The organism is Butyribacter sp. (assembly GCF_056818865.1).
The window spans coordinates 71,191-89,508 of record NZ_DBLYGC010000013.1; the positions used below are offsets into that span (position 1 = coordinate 71,191).

The following is an 18,318-nucleotide window of genomic DNA, read 5'->3' on the forward strand; positions in this document are numbered from 1 at the left end:
CTATGTCAATGCTTTTTCAAAAATTTGTTTAATTTTTTTCAAAAAAGACGGTCTTTCAACCGCCTTTCCTTAATTTTCTAACATAAAAAAATGTTTTTTAAACTGTTCTGTAATCTTTTTTTCAATATTTTTATCAACACTATATTGTCCACACATCCCTCTTTCATCTTCCGATTCTTCATCTAAATTACAGCTTTCTATGTGTAGACAAGTTAAACATTGATAAAATCTTTCAGTATCACTCGCTCTCTCCATGTATACTTCTTCCTCCTATCTTGTTTTCTAACAACTCCGGATTGTCAAATGTATTGCCGATAACCTCAACGCATTTCCTTTCTAGTACATAAAAGCCTAAGTTGCAATAACCACACCCTGTTTCCATATTGCATGCATAACTATAATCAATAGTCCAATCACCATCTTTATATTTTACAATCTCAGGATAACGCTCTTTTCTATCAACAATATCATTTTCCCAAATAAGATTGCCGTTCTTATCTTTCAAGCCGGTGCAGCAACAGATTGTATGTTCATCCACTTCATAGCTCTCTCCATATTTACGCAACATTATAAATGGAGGATTATTTTCTGAAAGTCTGTATAAATAACCAACAACCCATTCTCCATTATCAATTCGTTTCGCTTTAAATAAATATCGATCTACCATTGTTTCTCCCTTTCTCACGCAAATGCTAACTGTCCATTTTCATCTGTTCCTATCCCATTCCTTGTAATATTCGGCATTCTCTCTGCCACACACATCTCTGGAAGATTCGACCTTACCAATGCTGCAGGTATTGGCGGACATACTGCATTCCCACATCTTCTTACCTGCTCGCTTCTTGGATATTTATGTCCCTCAAAATCATGGTCGATAATATAATCATCCGGGAACCCTTGACATCCATACAATTCTTTTGGTTCCAACATTCTCAAACCAATATCAACAATCTGATAATCAACTCCTGCTATAGTCACTAAACCAAAACGGTCACGAGATGTAATTGTATCTAACGGATTTTTAATATCCTGCCCCGTACCTTCACCATAATATTTGATTAGGAACGCTCTGACCTCTCCAAAATGACCATCTCCTGCTGTAATGGTAGGAAGCGGTTCCTTAATATCTCTACCATCACAATGATTATTCATTTGAATAAGGTTTGCAGTAACAAGACTGTTATGATCCCATGCTGTCACTGTCGGCAATGGATTTTTCACTGTGTCCCCAGCTCCCTTATATCCACCATCATAATATTTGTGCAAAAATGATGTTACAAGACCATATCTATTTGAACTATCGAGCGTCATAATAGGTTCTTCTATATCCTGTCCCCTTACTTCCTTAGCAGATGTTTCAGAATGATATTGAATAATTGTAGGACTTATAAGACATTGTTGATTGCCAGTAGTTATTGTATGTATTGGATTTCTGCAATCACCACCAGGATGATTTGTTGTATTTGTTCCCATGTATGGGGTAAGTTTAGGTTCAACAATTCCAAATCCATGTTTTGACGTAATTACTTTTAATGGTTCATCCATACTGTTACAATAATCTCCTTTTGCTCCACTATGATTTACCTGAACAATAAAAGGTTCCTGATTATCAATTACAAATTTTTTTAGTCCCCTTGCTATGCGTTCCATTGTCTTAGCTGCCAGCGGACGTACTGCACGAAGTCCGTATTTCCTCTTTATTTCCTCTGAAGTATCAAATATAGAGGGACAAGGCAAAGAAAAATCAAGCTGTGTATATGCACCTACATATGGCTTTAACAATCCGGCTTTTACTTTTTCACTATTCCTCTGAGCATGTGTTGGCTCCGGCCATGTAATAGGTCTACCGTCACATCTTGCAATCATAAAAAAGCGTTTTCTCATAGTCGGTGCACCATAATCTGCCGCAACAAGTTCTCTTGTATCAATTTCATATCCGAGTGCTTCAAGTTGCTTTCTCCATTTTTTGTATGTCTGCCCCTTTCTTTTAGGGTCAGGCTGAAATATCTGCATATTGACCGGTACGACTTCTCCCGGCTCAGCAATCCTGTTTTTTTCATGTTTTTCTGTTGTATTTACAATCACACGCCCAGTCTTTTTATCACGAATAGGAACACATGGCCCCCATGTCTGAAATTCTTCTACATTCTCTAGCATAATAACTCTAGGTCTTACAAGAGCTGCCCATTTCAAGACCACCCATGCAAGTCCACGGATATTCTTTTCTACAGGTTTACCACCTTTTGCTTTTGAAAAATGTTTACAGTCAGGTGAGAACCACGCAAGCCCTACAGGATGTCCTTTGCATGCTTTAACAGGGTCAACTTCCCATACATTTTCACAATAATGCTTGGTATGAGGATGGTTCGCTCTGTGCATCCGAATGGCTTCTGGGTCATGATTGATTGCAATGTCAACACTTTTTCCCGTGGCAATTTCAATACCGGTACTAGCACCACCACCGCCAGCGAAATTGTCAACTATCAATTCTCCGTTAATCATATTTCTCTCCCATCTTTTCTCTGCAAGCCGCCCTGATTACCACAATAGCCCGCTTTAGCCCAGCATAAAAAATATCATCATACTCAGCATCCAAATACGGTGCAACCTCTTTTACATATCCGTCAAAATCTGCACTCGAATACTCAGCTTCCTCTTCCAGCCTTTTGACTACATCAACTATTCCTGCAACAGCACATTTAAAACAACTTTCATATAATTCACATTTACCGCCCTGCTTATCACAAAAATCTTCTTTTGAATCTTTCATATCATTCAGCGTACCTAATAATTCACTCTCTATACTCAGCATACGTTCATGTTCTTTCGCTTTCTGCTTCTTTGCCGCAAGTTCAAGTATATGTATAAATTCTCTTTGCACCTGCACCGACCTACAATCCTTTTCCTTTGGATACTGCTTTACAAATGTATCTATTCTGTTCTCAATATCCTTTATTACTATTTTTTCATCTATCATTCTGCATTCCCCTCCTTAACCCGCAATACAATACGATTTACCGGAAATGAGTGAACACACATAACATGTTTATTTTCGTTTTCTTTAAGTGCAGCTTCATCAATGCTTATAAACTTTCCCTGTTCATCTGTAAATATCATATGCGGATTTTCTATTAAATCAATCACTACACTTTCCATATATTTCACCTTCAACGCTAATCTGTTTTTTTCTCTCACCGCATCCCCTTTTTCTTCACGAAGTCTTGTTTCTACCGCCTTGAGCTGTTCCACATTTATTTCCAAGTTTTTCACATAATCAAACTTTTTTATAATCTTAATTAACAATTTATTAAACATATCAACATCCTCCAATTTTCTTTGTTTCAGCTTATCTTTGCTCTTTCCTCTCTATCCTTTTCCGTCTGTAAAAAAATCATATACTGCCCATACGAAAGTCCAAGTTTCTTTGCTTTGTCATTAAAGCTTGCAAGCTCTCCCATATGCTTTTCTTTTTTCTTTTCCTCCATTCGTTTTGCCTTTTTCTGTGTTTTTCTTTTTTTATACATCTGTGCATGTCTTTTTTTACGCTCATACTCACGACATTCAACGGAACAATAATGCTGATTTCTCGCATTCACAGTAAATTGCTTTCCACATCCTATACATTTACTTTTTTTCTTTGTCTGTTTCATTCCTACTCCTTTCCGGGAGCTGCACCACACTCCCAGCTTTATTTGTGATGTTAATTTTCCTACAGCTATATGTAAAAGTGCATTTAAAACTTTTTTGCTGTCAAAATTATTATTTGTCTACTTCATCCAATAACCATTGAAATTTACACTTAACACATAAATCTCTTCCGACAGCACTGAGTTTACATCCATGACATAAGGCTCTTTCATCTCCGCCAAAATAAGGACAGTTAATGCGATAATGAACCACTGCTTCTTCTGTTGCACCACCATCATCAATATTTATTCTTTCAAATTCCAAGCCCTCATCTTCCATGATATTCATTAAAATATTTATTAAAAAATTTATATTCTTCATTTGAAATCACCTCAATAAATTTCTTACTTGTCGGATTCCGACAAATCAGCCACGTTGCAACAAACGCTGTTCAAGCTCATTCATATCTGATGAACTTATATTTCTTTGATTAAATGAATTAAACTGATTTTTCTTTTTCCCTGAATAATGATTATTGGAACTTGCAGCATATGTTGGCTTCTTGTCTGCCCTCTCTGTTTTATTCCAATAATCCGCTACACTCTTCCAGTTGATTCTCCTGCCATACTTGTCTTTCCAATCGATTCGGTCATAATATTCAAAAAACTTTTCAGGATTGATTTTAAGATTGTTTTGAGCAACATAATCTTTTACCTCCTGAAGCGTTGGCACTATAGATAGAGTGTTAGTATTTTTACTATTACTTTTACTATGTTTTAAAATGTCAGCATTTTCTCCCAAAATGTCTACATTTTCGTCCAAAATGATTACATTATCTGATAAAAGGGCGACTTTAACTAAGAGGTATGCTCTCTTCATTTTTACAGCTTTTCTTCTCCTTGTTGCGAAAAGAAAATTTTCCTGAATTTCTTTTGAAGTTAAAATTCCATTTTGTTCAAGCTGTTCCAATGAAAAGACACCCCGCCTTGCACAGCAGTTCACTATTTCATTTATACGATTGACCGCTTTGTCACCCCCGCCAAACATTCGTGACGAAATTAACAAAGCCCTCTCTCGCTGCCATTCACAATAATAACCATGTACTCCGTATATCTCCTGAAGCAATGCATATATGACGGCGTGCGCCTTTAACCCGCATTCTGCTGTTACAAGTTCAATTGCATTATCAGCCGCGCATTTTACCGGAAAGTAATCAATACCTTCTTTTCGGTTCATAGGCGCGTCCTCCTAAATTTAATCAAACAGGTATAATTTACAAAGGCAAGGAAGACATCCGACCAACTGACACTGTCCGAATAGCCGGCACCTTCCTATAACGGCACATATACTCCCCCTGATTTTCAGTAAAAAGCATACACGCCAAAAAACAAAAAATATATTATATTAACCCATATATTTCCCCCGAATAATCGAAAAAAATATACAAGCTAAATCCAAAAATAATAAAATATTATGAGGTCCATTTACCTCTGTGATGTTTCTCAACTGCCCTGTATTTTCTTGGCAGTTCTGAATAAAAACTTTCTTCCTTGAGTTTGTCCAGATTACAAAAAAACTCACTTCTTTTTCTATAAAAAGTAGCTTGACTGCAATGCACATCCTCTCTGCTACAAAGTTGCTGGAAACTCATTCCCGGAGTTGTACAATATCTTAATATTGCACTTGCAAGCTCTGCATCAGTAATCCTTGCAGCCTTTTCAACCATATCAACTTTACTGCTGAGTAAAGCAAGTCTGATTGCTACGTTTTCGACTGGAGACTCATTATTATGCATATGTGGCATTCCATCATAATTTATACCTGAAATACCTAATTCACTTTCAATATCCCTAATTTGAGCCTTCCATGAATTGTACTGATAACAGAAATAATTTAACTCCCGGTATTTAAACCGATTTAGCCTTTTCAAAGGCTTGTCATCTCTTCTCATTACATCTCCCTTTATGTTCTTCTATAGTGTGATAAGGTGCCTCTGTTTTTACTGCACCACTACCACACCTACTGCACTTTTCATTTATTCTTCTAGTGCTCCAAACTTTTCTGCCACAATCATTGCAAGTTACTACAAAAAATGGATCACTGGAACGATAAAAATTATTATCATTGTGCAAATCTGTCTCCTTATGAAATAATCGTAAAGCCCGGAAGATTATCCAGCTGCTCTTCAAGATATTCCTGAATATTCTCCATAGCATGTAATTTCCATGCTCCACCATCTGCTTCAAACAAAGCACACTGAATACCCTCGTATTTATCCTCTTTCATCCGAAATATAAAACTGCTCTCAGGCTGTTCAACTTCTGTGAATGTACGATATGGCTTTAACTTAACAGGACTAGGAATAACAGCATCGGACTTTGAAGCAACCCCTGTTTTCACTGTTGCTTTCTGTGTCACACCGTCATCACCATAACTGGCAATTGTTCCATTTTCTACTGTTCCTGCAAATTTCAAAAGCAACTCCTTGTCATTATTTGATATAAATGTTGACTGAACTCCAATAAGGAACCTCTCATGTTCAATAAACTTTCCAAAAGAAAACGATGGCAGTTCTGCATAAACAGAAGCTATATATTCACGCCCTCTGTCAAGGTCAAGACATGAATATAAACTTACCACTGTCGAACTTTCCACATGAATAATCATTTTGTCCGACATAATATCTGTACCAGATTTAATGTAATCGACAAGACTGCGAAGCGTTGTAAGTTTAATAGCCTCTGCCTTTGGATTATGTACTACTCTCTTTAATGTCTTATCTGAATAAAACTCCCCATTAACTTCCTTTATATGTGGTGCTGCCAGCTCAACTGCATATGCTAATGCTTCTCTCTCCATCTTTATATCCTCCTTTTATGCCTGTTTAACATTGTTTCTAAAATCAATTACACTCTTATCTTCTTTGATTTCTCCAGTCTCCGTATCTACAATTTGACCGTCAATCTCAGTCTCATTTTCCTCAATATCCTCAAATGACATCTGTCCTCTTATACCCGGACCATATTCCTCAGCATAGATTTTTCCCGTTGTCAAATCTTTTTGGGTACTGAATTTTGTGCTAACAGGTTTTACAGATGCTAACTTTGTATCTACTGAAATATCACACGTGCAATCTGTCCTATCCTCATTCTGCTCAAACGAAAGAGTAAGATTTATCTTTCTCTTGTTCTTCCATGGAGTATTAGGATCCTGCATATTTTTCATAACCTGTTCAAAAGCCTGATTTACTTTCTCCTGTAAAGCTCCACCAGCCAAATCATGTAAACTTATATCCATAAAATCATCCTTTCTCTTGATTTTCACCCACGCATTTACTATACTTTTAGTAAGAGTTGCTATTGCAACCCAAAAAGAAGGGAGATGAGCAGATGAAAAAGAAACTTTATTCTTTAATTTTAAGCCTTTGCCTTGTAGTTGGTTCTATCTCGTACACAGAGGTACCGGTACAGGCAAAAACTTACGTTTACTATGTTCCAGGTTCAAGCTATGCATACCATCCAAATCGCTACTGCCGAACCTTAAAACGCAGTAAAAATGTTAAGAAGATTACACTTAAAAAAGCGAAATCTCTTCACCTTAGCAAGTGTAAAGTCTGCCACTAAACCGACTTTACATTTTAACCTTTGGCACAGGACTTTTATCCTGTGCCTTTTTTACAACTGTAAAATAGCTGCTATCTGAGCAACTTTCACATCATTACTATCTTCATCAACAATGACCTTCGCCACAGCCTCAACAAGATATTCCTTGCAAAGCAATTCATTAAGATGCTCTGCCTCAACCTTAACCATTTTCTTTCTTCTACTCACTGTCCTCATTCTCCTTTCCATACACACCGATATAATTTTTCAATTTCTCCGGACAAATATGATATGTCCATACGCTTGACATTTTTACACAAGTACCAATATCAAGAGCTTTCTGCTGCATTGCAATTCTTATAAACTGTGGTGACACACCAAGTATCTTAGCCGCCTCACTCACTGTTATCCTCTGCTTTTCTGCAACCATATCAAACCACCTCACTTCATATTCGCTAAAATACGGACATTCAATTTAGTTCCTTTTTCCTGCAAATCCACAATCCCGCAAATAACATCATTAAGTTTCTCAAGATTGTTCTTGGGTATGTCATAAGCACAATTCACCTTTAAGTACAAATCAATGGCTTTCTTACTTTCACAATCTGCACTCTTTTTCTCTGTTGCCACAACACCCTCAGCAAGCTCCATCACCTGTTTATCATCCAATGTATCAAGAAGAGCATCACCTTCTTCAAACTTTCCCTCAGAAAAAAGTCTGAAAACTTTTTCCTCGACCTCTTGTCTATGGTCGATTTCCTTCTGTAGTTCTTTTGTCCTTGCAATCATCTTGTCTAAACGATTATGTTTTTTTACTCTATCCATCACTCTCACCTCGCTCACGCCGATATATCTGTTTGTAGTTTCAACATTTTTATGTGAAAAAACATCTTCTATACTTTCACCTCGCTTCTACAATTTCAACGGACACTCCTTTATCCTGTCTTTCAATTTTGAAACAATATATTCCAAAACTTCTACCGTTTGTGCTTCCTCTGGAAGCTCAGTTTTTATTGTGTTAAACACTTCCTTGACAACCTTATCAACTGTGCTGTTTTTAAGTATTATTTTTCCATTGTTTGAAGATGTATAATCTAAAGGCTTAGTTATTTCTACCATTGCTCTCACCTCTTTCTGCAGTTCCAGCGGTCTCTTTTTCATAATATACATCCTCTGCAACAACATCTTTATCCTTTTCAAAGTTCTTTGCATATCTCACATCCCTTGTCCAAAAGCAAGTGTGGTCGCTCTTATCTCCATTCATATAGCAAGTTCTTTTCTTGCAACCCTTTTTCTGTCCATTGCACAAATAAAGTACATTACCCATCTGTTTATCTCACCTCGCTTTTATATATCTCCACAAAAGACTTAGTATTTTGATTTTTTTATTTACTAATTATCCCATTCAATCAAATTTAATTTGATTTACTAGGTAAAAAAATATAATCTAATGGTATCTTGTAAAGATTACTCAACGCTCTACTCTGTTGCATTTTGGGTTCAGTCTTTCCCTTTTCCCAATTAACTATTGTCTGCTTGCTTACTTTTAGGGCTTTTGCCACATCCTTTTGTGTCATTTCTGCATTTACTCTTGCAGCTGTAAGACTAATTTGAAAACTGCTCACCAAACTTCACCTCCTTGTTTTCATTATAATAAATCAAATTTAATTTGATGTTAATACCAAAATCAAAATTTATTTGACTTTTAGTTGCTATAATTCAAGTTATATTGTATTATGTACTTAGAAAGAGTGGTGATTTTATGACAGATAACGAACAGAAAAAAATATTTTCAAAAAATTTAAATAAATTACTTAATGAACATAATAAAACTCAAAAAGAAGTGGCTGCTGCAATAGATGTATCTCCACAAACTTTTAATACATGGTGTAAAGGAATTGCCTTACCAAGAATGGGAAAAGTTCAGATGCTTGCAGATTACTTTGGAATTTTAAAGTCTGATTTAATAGAAAATAAAAGTAATGAACAAAACCAATCTTACTACCTTAACCCCGAAACAAGTAAGATTGCACAAGAAATATATGATAACAAAGAACTTTCTCTTCTTTTTGATGCTGCCAGAGATGCCGAACCAGAAGATTTACAAACCGTACATAGTATGCTTATGGCTTTAAAGAGGAAAGAAAAGGGAGAATAACAACAAAACTTCACAATATATAGGTTAAAATTATATGGAATTACATATTAAAATACGACAAAGACGAGAAGAACTTAATATGACACAAGATGAATTGGCGCAGGCACTGTGTTATAAATCCCGTTCTTCAATAAATAAAATAGAATTAGGCAAAAGTGATATTTCCTATTCAAAAATTGAGGCTTTTGCAGAAGCATTAAAAACCACTCCCGAATACCTTATGGGATTAGAGGAACACACTGAAAAGAATAATGCCACAGACTTAAGCGAAATATCGGAAGATAAATATAAAAAAATCATGTCCCAGAATATACAGTATTATATGAATAAAAATCATAAATCTAGAAATGAAATGTGCCATGCTCTGGGTATAAAATACACAACATTTACAGATTGGATAAAAGGTAATACTTATCCACGTATTGATAAAATCGACTTGATGGCAAATTATTTCGGTATCTGTAAATCAGATTTAATAGATGAACATTTAAACAAGCAAAAACAATCCAACTATTTTAATCAAAAAGAAAATGAATGGATGATATTGGATATAGGAACACGAATAAAAGCATTACGAACTCATTGTGGAATGTCACAAAATGAACTTGCTCAAAAAGTAGGATATACATCAAGAACAACTATTTCCAAAATAGAAAGCGGAGATATAAAAATAACCACAGAAGATGTTGTAAAATTTGCTAAATCATTAAACACTACAATTCCTTATCTAATGGGTTTGAACGAAAATGAAAGTAGTGAACAAAACCAACCTTACTACCTTAACCCTGAAATAAGTAAGATTGCACAACAAATATATGATAACAAAGAACTTTATGTTTTATTTAATGCTGCACAGGATGCAGAGCCAGAGGATTTACAGGCTTTACATGGGGTGCTTATGGCTTTAAAGAGGAAAGAAAATAGAGAATGATATACAATTTTGGAGGTGATGCATCTGAACGATGACTATAATATAAATGTACAAATTTTAGACTTCGGTAATTCCATTCCGGCTACCGTAACATTAAATGATGATGGTAGCTTTAGCATTTTTCTAAATGCAAGACTTTCTTACGAAAGAAGACTTGAGGCTTACTTACATGAGATTCGACATATTCAAAATCAAGACTTTTGCAATGAAATTAGTGTTAATGAAATGGAAACTGTTAATGAACATTAAATATTAAACCAAATACTACAAAAAGGAGAACACTATTATGAACTATATGCATTATTGCCCAAATTGTGGCAAACCATTTTCCAAAGAGGGAACACAGGCAAATTGTACAACCTGCGGTATGCCTGGAACATATTTACACATGACTGCTGAAGAATGGGATTCAGCATCAACATTTGAAAAAGATAACGCTATTAAAAATGCCACAGAAACCAAACACTCAGAAAACCTTGATAGAAAAATATATAATGAAGTAACAGCAATGCACAAAAAGGTAACTTTCATGTTTATTGTTACAATTATATCATTAGTGATTTCTATCGTATCAGGTATTGTAGCATACAACTATATATCAAAAATAAATAAAGCCTTTAACAGCTTTAATACAGGTCTTGAAAACAGTTTAGATGATTATAATCTTGACGATTAAAGGATAATTTAAATAACAAAAAGAAACGAGGTACACTTTGGACAAAGAATTAAAAAACGCTGTTACTTCAATAAGTGATAAGGCAAAATACGATGAATGTGCCAAACAGCTACTTGCACAAAAGCATATTCTTGCACACATATTGATAAAAACAGTAGACGCATTTAAAGGTATGAACGCAAATGATGTTGTTCAGTATATAGAGGGCGAGCCTTATATTTCAACTGTCCCTGTCGAACCCGGCAGTACAAACCAGTCTCAAAAAGACGGCACGAAAATAGTTGGGTTAAATACTGAAAACGCTGAAATAAACGAGGGTATGATACGCTTCGATATTATTTTCTATGTACGCATACCATCAGAAACCGACACGCAAAATGCGTTGTCACAGATAATAATAAATGTCGAGGCTCAAAAAGACGAGCCAACAAAGTATAAAATATTAAACAGAGCAATATTTTATATCAGCCGTCTTATATCCTCTCAGAAACAAAGAGATTTTGTAAACACAAACTATGATGATATTAAACAAGTCTATTCAATCTGGGTATGTATGGGAATGGAAGAAAATACAATGTGCCATATAAATCTTACCAAAAATGATTTGATAGGCTTCTATGACTGGCGTGGTGATATTAACATACCTAACATAGTGATGATAGGATTGTCAGACACACTGCCTGAACACGATGAAACTTACGAACTGCATCGTTTGTTATCAGCACTATTTTCAGATAAATTAAGTGTTACTGAAAAGATTGAAATAATAGACAAAGAGTATAATATACCTGTTGACAATGACATTCAGGAAGGAGTGAGCAGTATGTGCAATTTAGGTCAGGGAATTGAGGACAGAGCTATTGAAAAAGGGATTGAAAAGGGGATTGCTAAGGGCGAAACAATCGCAAAAATGAATATAATCTTAAATATGTACAACAACAACTTTACTATAGAGCAAATAGCTTTAGCAACCCAATACAATGTTGATGAAGTCAAAGACATCATTGCAAAAAACAACAATAATTAAGCTTTCATACAAAACAAAAAAAGCCAGCAGTCTGAATTGGCGTTCAAACTGCTGACAATACGCACTGAAAATAATATCAATACGCTACCATAAACAAGCATATTATATCATTCTCAGTGCGTTTATTCAATGCACATTTTTTTAATTTAGGAGGAATGATATTATGAGATTACCAAACGGCTACGGATCCGTAAAAAAATTATCAGGAAAAAGAAGACGTCCCTGGATTGTAGAAAAAACAATTTGCTGGGAAACTAACTTTAAAACCGGAAAAATCAAACAGAAAAAACAGATTATAGGTTATTTTGCCACTAAGAAAGATGCACTTGAAGCATTGGCAGCTTTCAACACAAATCCTTATGACCTCACAAACGATACAATAACACTTGAAGATTGTTATAATAAATGGTCTGACCGCAAATATGAAAAAATCGCAGACAAAACCGTTACATCTTACAAAGCAGCCTGGAAACATCTGCTGCCACTCGCAAATGTTCCAATAAAACAAATCAAAACAGATGCTTTGCAGCAGATAATAGATACCTGCAAGCGTTCCTCAGCCACTCAGCTTAATATAAAGTGTGTCATGAATGGCTGCTTTGAATATGCCATGCAAAACGATATAATTGATAGAAACTATTCACACTTTGTCAAAGTCGAATATACTGAAGCTGTTATCAACCGCATCCCATACTCTCATGAAGAAATCAACAAACTCTGGGAACTTGTACGCACCGACAACTTACTCTCAGCCAAAATACTGCTTATTCTTCTCTATACTGGAATGAGAGTCAATGAACTTCTCAAAATGCCACATGAATGTTGTGATTTAAGAGAACGTTTCCTTAATATCAAACATTCAAAAACAAAAGCCGGAGTTAGAATGGTGCCAATTCATGACAGCATTTTCCCGCTCATCAAAGAATTTTACGACAAGAATAAACCAACACTTATAGTTAATGATACAGGAGCTATAGTACGATATAACAATTTTGTTGCCCGTGATTACAAAAAGCTAAATGAACTCATAAAGACAGAACACCATTTACATGATACAAGACATACTTTCATATCACAGGCAAAAGAATTAAACCTTGACTCCGTCTACATAAAAAAGATTGTCGGGCATGAACTTGATTCTGTTACTGAAAAAGTTTACACTCACGTTCCATTTGCCACTCTACGGTCAGAAATAAACAAACTCCACTACTAACTATCCACATCACATTGTAAATGTTTTTTACATATGCTATAATTGCAACAGATAAATGAAGTTATACATTTAAATAAAACACAAACAAAACCCCGAAAGTGTGCGAGACTTTCGGGGTTTTTATTCTAAAGGATGCAAACTACTCCACAAAACGCATATTGTTTCATATTAACTCATAATTTTTTATAATGACGCATATTGCAAATATTTTTTACATATGCTATAATGTCGATAGACAAAAAGAAATTATGTAATCACAATGAAACAAAACCCCGAAAGTGTGCGAGACTTTCGGGGTTTTTATTCCTATTTTTCGTTGTGGGAAGGCTTAAACCCACAGGCTAGTTACCGATTATTTATCGCCGTCTAACCATTTGATGATATAGTGACAAGCTACACCAGCCGCAACAGCGACTATAAAAGAAAATATGTAATTCACAATGCCCACCTCCCTTCCTTACCAGTCTGGGAGCGATAACAAATCTATTCTATCATATACATTAACAATTTTCTACAAATTTTCAAAACAACAACACATCATAAATTTAGCTACTTGCATATGTATAATATCAATCAACAAAAGTTATATATCCAGGTTATACAATACATAAATCCCCCAAAAGTCTTACACACTTTCGGGGGATTTTTTCTAAAGGATGCAAACTACTCCACAAAACGCATATTGTTTCATATTAACTCATAATTTTTTATAATGACGCATATTGCAAATATTTTTTACATATGCTATAATGTCGACAGACAAAAACGGATATGAAAAGTTCATGCTTTTCACTTCAAAACGAAAACCCCCAATGCTGCAACATTGGGGGTTTTCTATTTCCAATTTTTCAAAATGGCAGGAATATCGCCATCAGGCTGATTACCGACTTATTTGTTGCCATCCAGCCATTTTGTGTTTCTAATACTATTCTGATGTTGCCTTTTTGCCTATTTGTTACCTACGCGTTACTTACGTGTTACCTTTAGACCCTTTTTAACACATCTTTACAGCAACTTGCACAAAGGGCGCAATCCCTGAAAACACACGGTTTTCATAGAATTACGCCCTTTTTTAAATTTGTTTAGATTATACTCTCTTAAGGTATTCTCCTGTACGTGTATCAATGCTGATACGATCTCCTGTCTCTACAAAGAGTGGTACACTTACCTGTGCTCCTGTCTCTACTATAGCCGGCTTAGATGCGCCCTGTGCTGTATCTCCCTTGAATCCAGGCTCTGTCTCTGTAATCTCTAATTCTACAAAAAGAGGTGGCTCAATTGCAAATACATCACCATTGTGAGAAAGCATCTTAACCATTTCGTTCTCTTTGACAAACTTAAGTGAATCACCTACCTGATCAGCTGTCATATCAATCTGATCATATGTTTCTGTATTCATGAAATGATACATATCGTCTGCATATAAATACTGCATTTCCTGACGCTCAATATGAGCCTGAGGACATTTCTCAGTTGGACGGAATGTTTTCTCAACCACACCACCACTCTTGATGTTTTTAAGCTTAGTTCTTACGAACGCTGCACCCTTTCCGGGTTTTACATGCTGAAATTCTATAACCTGATATACATTGCCTTCAAACTCAATAGTTAAACCATTTCTAAAATCTCCTGCTGATACCATTATCAAAATCCTCCTTAATGTGTGACTTTTGCGTCCCATTGTCTACCGAATAAATTGCGGCAAAACTCTTTTACTATTTTATCCTATTTTTCAACTTATTTCAAGTATTTATTTTTAACGAATTATTTTCATAAGAGTAACCCAATTTGTTTTTCGGCATATTTTTTAATATAATAACTTTTTTGTAGGTAATTTTCTAATGAACCGCGTTGCTTCTGTTATAAAACTTGATCACGCAAGAAAACAGGGACTTACCGGCAAGGGAATAGGTATTGCGATTATGGATACCGGTGTCGGTATGCACCCTGATATAATATATAAAAACGGTCCATTGATGTCTTTTTATGATACACTCGCACATCACAATAATTTTTATGACGATAACGGACATGGTACACATGTCGCCGGAATAATCTGCGGTAACGGAACTGCAAGTAATAAATTATATGAGGGCATTGCTCCTGATTGTAAAATCCATATAATAAAAATACTTAATAAAAATGGTGAAGGTAATATTAAAAATGTAATCTCCGGTATTGAATGGCTTCTGAAAAATAAAGACAAATATAATATAAGAATCGTAAATATTTCAGTTGGAAGTGTATCTCTTAAAAAATTCGATGAATCTTCACTCCTTGTGCGTTCTATCAATTCTTTATGGGAAGCCGGTCTTGTGGTAGTGACTGCCGCCGGCAATAATGGTCCTTCCGACTATACTATCGGTGCTCCCGGAAACAGCCGAAAAATAATCACAGTCGGTACTTCCGATTCTGTAAAGGGTAAGTTCACACATGATTTTTCAGGCCGTGGTCCTACCATGAATTGTATAAAAAAACCTGATATTGTAGCTCCGGGACTAAACATTATAAGCTGCAATAATATTATAAACCGCTCATTTTATATACCAAGAAGCGGAACTTCAATGTCAACGCCAATTGTCAGCGGCTGTATAGCTTTACTGTTGCAAAAATATCCTTATTTCACTAATAAAGATGTAAAACTCCAACTAAAAAGAACTGCCATAGACCTTCATATGCCACATGAAAAACAGGGCTGGGGGCTTATTCGTTGTGATACATTTTTAAGTTAGTACCCGATACTATAATTTATAAAATAAGCAAGCTATTCATATTTGCTACAAACAGCTTGCTTATTTTCAATAATTTTTATTTATTCTTCTGAATCTTTACCCTGCAAAATTTCATCAAGTTTTCTGACAAACTCACCAATATCATTTTTAGATAACTGTGCATCTGCACCAAGCAATTCTCCTTTTTTCCTCATCTCGTCATTTATAAGTGATGAGAAGATTATGACAGGAATGTCTTTTAAATCAGGATCATTTTTGATAAGTTTAAGAAGTCGGTGTCCATCCATCTGCGGCATCTCTATATCTGTAACAACACATGCCACATTCTGAGCTACTGTTCCTTCCTCCTTATACTTCTGAAGAATTTCCCATAATTCTAGACCATTGTTTGTCGGCATTAAACGTGTATATCCAGCCTTTGTAAGACCATCATAAATCAATGTACTCAAAAGCTGCGAATCTTCTGCATAGATTATAGGCTTGTCACTCTTTCCTCTTGTTCCCAATCCTTCAATCTCTTTTAAGTTTATTCCGACATCAGGTGTAATATCCGCAACTATTTTTTCAAAATCAATAAGTATGACAAGCTTACCGTCAATATTTATAATTCCCGTTGTCACTCCAGTCTTAGCATTGTTTATCATACTGTCAGGCTTAATAATTTGTGACCAGTTCACCCTATGTATACCAACAACTCCATTTACATGAAATCCAGATAAAAGATCATTAAAATTTGTGACAAGGAACATATCTTTTGATGGGTCTGTACTTTCTTCCATCCCCAGACATCTCGCAAGATTAATGATTGAAATCGTTTCTCCTCTTGTACTAAATGCACCTTCTACATTTGGATGTGCCTTAGGTACAGGAGTAAGAGGCTGATATGTCATTATCTCTTTTACTTTTGCTACATTGATTCCATAATAATTTCCGCTTACCGTAAATTCAAGAATCTCAAGCTCATTTGTTCCACTTTCCAATAATATATTTGTATCCATCTCTGCCGACCTCCTCAGCTTTTCTTCATAATGTATCAACATTTGCACATATGCAAAACATAATAACCGTATATACTATATATTACATTATACAAAGCCATTTGTAAACTCTCACAATCGGCATATTTCTATGTCAAATCCACCATTAAATTCATTTCCTGCTTCTAATATTCAACTGTCAAACTCCCATGTATTTTTCACCATTCCAGCAGGTTTAAATCCACTTGTTTATGCAAACAGGAAACTTGCTTAGTTAGGCGTTTTATACAATCCCCATATATACCGGCTAAGTTTCCGCGAATTGATACAATTATGAAGAATTATATCATAACTTTATTTTTTGACATATTTATTCTTTCATATTAAAATAGTATGATGTTGGAGGCAAAAGATATTTTGACACCAACTGATGCCACGGATTGCATAAAACTATTTTCTTCACAAATTATATTGTGCTGAAAGAAAAGGAGATTTATTAACAATATGACTTTTAATAAAGATAATATAATTCTAATCGGTATGCCCGGTGCCGGAAAAAGCACTATTGGCATTGTCCTTGCGAAAGTTATCGGATATACATTTATAGACTCCGATATAGTTATCCAAAATGAAAAGAAAATGTTACTACATGAATTGATTGAAAAGTACGGACTTGATGGATTTAATTCCATAGAAAATGAAGTTAATGCAAAAATAGACACTCACAAAAGTATTATTGCAACAGGCGGAAGTGCCATCTATGGAAAAGAAGCCATGAGTCACTTAAAATCAATTGGAACTGTAATTTATCTTAAACTTCCATATGAAGAGATTGAAGAACGATTAGGTGATTTAAATAAACGTGGAGTTTCTATAAAAGAAGGACAAACACTAAAATCTTTGTATGAAGAACGTATAATTTTATATGAAAAATATGCTGATATAACAATTGAATGCTCAAATAAAAAAATTGGTAAAATTATTGAAGACATCAAGAATGTAATGTTCAAGAAATAAACTATATAATAATCACTTAAATAAATACACAAGCCTATGATACCCCGGTTAAATAAATTTATACCTCATTTAATTGGGGTACAAATTTATTTAACCGGGGTGTTTTTGAATCTATCTACAATACAAATAATATATAAATTTAATTAATAAAATTTTTTATATTATATAACACAAAAATAAACAAAAAAGAAACCTTTCGGTTTCTAATTCTAATCACTGATACATTCAAAACTGTATATTGAATATTTGACTTCCTCTGATTGCAAGAGAATTTTTCGTTCTATACTCGGATAAATGACTTTTCGCTTCGCTCAAAGCCATATGAGTTGTATATCATTCGTATGCTTCGCATACTCAT

The 18,318-nt window shown here is 34.9% G+C and carries 27 protein-coding genes; 8 read left to right on the forward strand and 19 right to left on the reverse strand.

Going from position 1 to position 18,318, the window contains the following annotated elements; translation table 11 throughout:
- Positions 1-69: 69 nt before the first annotated feature.
- The 11 genes from ACZLXV_RS07710 to ACZLXV_RS07760 form a co-directional block, all read right to left on the reverse strand.
- Complete coding sequence (locus ACZLXV_RS07710; protein ID WP_482383020.1) at positions 70-255, reverse strand: hypothetical protein; 186 nt, start codon at positions 253-255, stop codon at positions 70-72.
- Positions 239-667, reverse strand: a complete 429-nt coding sequence (locus ACZLXV_RS07715; protein WP_482383021.1) for a YopX family protein — start codon at positions 665-667, stop codon at positions 239-241. Before ACZLXV_RS07715 ends, ACZLXV_RS07710 begins: the two co-directional genes overlap by 17 nt.
- 14 nt (positions 668-681) lie before the next feature.
- Complete coding sequence (locus tag ACZLXV_RS07720; protein WP_482383022.1) at positions 682-2,502, reverse strand: DNA cytosine methyltransferase; 1,821 nt, start codon at positions 2,500-2,502, stop codon at positions 682-684.
- The gene (locus ACZLXV_RS07725) at positions 2,495-2,977 is read right to left on the reverse strand and encodes a hypothetical protein (RefSeq protein ID WP_482383023.1); all 483 of its coding nucleotides are present in this window, start codon (positions 2,975-2,977) and stop codon (positions 2,495-2,497) included. Before ACZLXV_RS07725 ends, ACZLXV_RS07720 begins: the two co-directional genes overlap by 8 nt.
- A complete protein-coding gene (locus ACZLXV_RS07730) occupies positions 2,974-3,315 on the reverse strand; it encodes a hypothetical protein (protein WP_022224547.1) in 342 nt (113 codons plus the stop codon). The genes ACZLXV_RS07725 and ACZLXV_RS07730 overlap by 4 nt, the downstream gene beginning before the upstream one ends.
- Before the next feature lie 26 nt (positions 3,316-3,341).
- Positions 3,342-3,650 (reverse strand): hypothetical protein, encoded by a 309-nt coding sequence (locus tag ACZLXV_RS07735; RefSeq protein WP_482383024.1) that lies wholly within the window; start codon positions 3,648-3,650, stop codon positions 3,342-3,344.
- Positions 3,651-3,759: 109 nt separating this feature from the next.
- A complete protein-coding gene (locus ACZLXV_RS07740) occupies positions 3,760-4,008 on the reverse strand; it encodes a hypothetical protein (protein WP_482383025.1) in 249 nt (82 codons plus the stop codon).
- Positions 4,009-4,053: 45 nt separating this feature from the next.
- Positions 4,054-4,863, reverse strand: coding sequence for a DUF4373 domain-containing protein (locus ACZLXV_RS07745; protein ID WP_482383026.1), 810 nt, complete (start codon positions 4,861-4,863; stop codon positions 4,054-4,056).
- Between the two features lie 235 nt (positions 4,864-5,098).
- Positions 5,099-5,578: a hypothetical protein gene (locus ACZLXV_RS07750; protein WP_482383027.1), complete on the reverse strand. Its 480-nt coding sequence runs from the start codon at positions 5,576-5,578 to the stop codon at positions 5,099-5,101.
- A gap of 191 nt (positions 5,579-5,769) precedes the next feature.
- A complete protein-coding gene (locus tag ACZLXV_RS07755; RefSeq protein ID WP_482383028.1) occupies positions 5,770-6,486 on the reverse strand; it encodes a hypothetical protein in 717 nt (238 codons plus the stop codon).
- 15 nt (positions 6,487-6,501) lie between these two features.
- On the reverse strand, positions 6,502-6,924 hold the full coding sequence (locus ACZLXV_RS07760; RefSeq protein ID WP_022224541.1) for a hypothetical protein: 423 nt from the start codon (positions 6,922-6,924) through the stop codon (positions 6,502-6,504).
- Positions 6,925-7,016: 92 nt separating this feature from the next.
- Here ACZLXV_RS07760 and ACZLXV_RS07765 point away from each other — a divergent pair, with 92 nt between their 5' ends.
- Complete coding sequence (locus tag ACZLXV_RS07765) at positions 7,017-7,250, forward strand: hypothetical protein (protein WP_022224540.1); 234 nt, start codon at positions 7,017-7,019, stop codon at positions 7,248-7,250.
- A 51-nt stretch (positions 7,251-7,301) separates the two neighbouring features.
- On the opposite strand, the gene ACZLXV_RS07770 is transcribed toward ACZLXV_RS07765, so the two are convergent.
- From ACZLXV_RS07770 to ACZLXV_RS07795, 6 genes are all read right to left on the reverse strand, one after another.
- A complete protein-coding gene (locus tag ACZLXV_RS07770) occupies positions 7,302-7,457 on the reverse strand; it encodes a hypothetical protein (protein WP_482383029.1) in 156 nt (51 codons plus the stop codon).
- On the reverse strand, positions 7,450-7,659 hold the full coding sequence (locus tag ACZLXV_RS07775) for a hypothetical protein (RefSeq protein ID WP_022224538.1): 210 nt from the start codon (positions 7,657-7,659) through the stop codon (positions 7,450-7,452). Before ACZLXV_RS07775 ends, ACZLXV_RS07770 begins: the two co-directional genes overlap by 8 nt.
- 11 nt (positions 7,660-7,670) lie before the next feature.
- Positions 7,671-8,054: a hypothetical protein gene (locus ACZLXV_RS07780; RefSeq protein ID WP_482383030.1), complete on the reverse strand. Its 384-nt coding sequence runs from the start codon at positions 8,052-8,054 to the stop codon at positions 7,671-7,673.
- An 87-nt stretch (positions 8,055-8,141) separates the two neighbouring features.
- Positions 8,142-8,390, reverse strand: coding sequence for a hypothetical protein (locus ACZLXV_RS07785; RefSeq protein ID WP_482383031.1), 249 nt, complete (start codon positions 8,388-8,390; stop codon positions 8,142-8,144).
- Positions 8,332-8,556, reverse strand: coding sequence for a hypothetical protein (locus ACZLXV_RS07790; RefSeq protein ID WP_482383032.1), 225 nt, complete (start codon positions 8,554-8,556; stop codon positions 8,332-8,334). Before ACZLXV_RS07790 ends, ACZLXV_RS07785 begins: the two co-directional genes overlap by 59 nt.
- Before the next feature lie 88 nt (positions 8,557-8,644).
- Positions 8,645-8,854, reverse strand: a complete 210-nt coding sequence (locus ACZLXV_RS07795; RefSeq protein ID WP_482383033.1) for a helix-turn-helix transcriptional regulator — start codon at positions 8,852-8,854, stop codon at positions 8,645-8,647.
- A gap of 137 nt (positions 8,855-8,991) precedes the next feature.
- Here ACZLXV_RS07795 and ACZLXV_RS07800 point away from each other — a divergent pair, with 137 nt between their 5' ends.
- From ACZLXV_RS07800 to ACZLXV_RS07820, 5 genes are all read left to right on the forward strand, one after another.
- Complete coding sequence (locus ACZLXV_RS07800; RefSeq protein WP_482383034.1) at positions 8,992-9,387, forward strand: helix-turn-helix transcriptional regulator; 396 nt, start codon at positions 8,992-8,994, stop codon at positions 9,385-9,387.
- Between the two features lie 34 nt (positions 9,388-9,421).
- Complete coding sequence (locus ACZLXV_RS07805; RefSeq protein ID WP_482383035.1) at positions 9,422-10,318, forward strand: helix-turn-helix domain-containing protein; 897 nt, start codon at positions 9,422-9,424, stop codon at positions 10,316-10,318.
- A gap of 286 nt (positions 10,319-10,604) precedes the next feature.
- Positions 10,605-10,994 carry a zinc ribbon domain-containing protein gene (locus tag ACZLXV_RS07810; protein WP_482383036.1) on the forward strand — a complete coding sequence of 130 codons (390 nt, stop codon included), beginning with the start codon at positions 10,605-10,607 and terminating at the stop codon, positions 10,992-10,994.
- 37 nt (positions 10,995-11,031) lie between these two features.
- On the forward strand, positions 11,032-12,021 hold the full coding sequence (locus tag ACZLXV_RS07815) for a nuclease/transposase family protein (protein ID WP_482383037.1): 990 nt from the start codon (positions 11,032-11,034) through the stop codon (positions 12,019-12,021).
- 163 nt (positions 12,022-12,184) lie between these two features.
- Entirely contained in the window at positions 12,185-13,234 is a 1,050-nt protein-coding gene (locus tag ACZLXV_RS07820; protein WP_022224525.1) for a tyrosine-type recombinase/integrase, read from the forward strand.
- Between the two features lie 1,087 nt (positions 13,235-14,321).
- On the opposite strand, the gene efp is transcribed toward ACZLXV_RS07820, so the two are convergent.
- Entirely contained in the window at positions 14,322-14,876 is a 555-nt protein-coding gene (gene efp, locus ACZLXV_RS07825; RefSeq protein WP_022224524.1) for an elongation factor P, read from the reverse strand.
- Between the two features lie 199 nt (positions 14,877-15,075).
- On the opposite strand from efp, the gene ACZLXV_RS07830 reads away from it, so the two are divergent.
- Positions 15,076-15,966, forward strand: coding sequence for a S8 family peptidase (locus ACZLXV_RS07830; protein WP_022224523.1), 891 nt, complete (start codon positions 15,076-15,078; stop codon positions 15,964-15,966).
- An 80-nt stretch (positions 15,967-16,046) separates the two neighbouring features.
- Here the strand turns inward: ACZLXV_RS07830 and ACZLXV_RS07835 are convergent, their stop codons facing one another.
- Complete coding sequence (locus tag ACZLXV_RS07835) at positions 16,047-16,964, reverse strand: chemotaxis protein (protein ID WP_022224522.1); 918 nt, start codon at positions 16,962-16,964, stop codon at positions 16,047-16,049.
- A 483-nt stretch (positions 16,965-17,447) separates the two neighbouring features.
- On the opposite strand from ACZLXV_RS07835, the gene ACZLXV_RS07840 reads away from it, so the two are divergent.
- Positions 17,448-17,960 (forward strand): shikimate kinase, encoded by a 513-nt coding sequence (locus ACZLXV_RS07840; protein ID WP_482383038.1) that lies wholly within the window; start codon positions 17,448-17,450, stop codon positions 17,958-17,960.
- Positions 17,961-18,318: the final 358 nt, after the last annotated feature.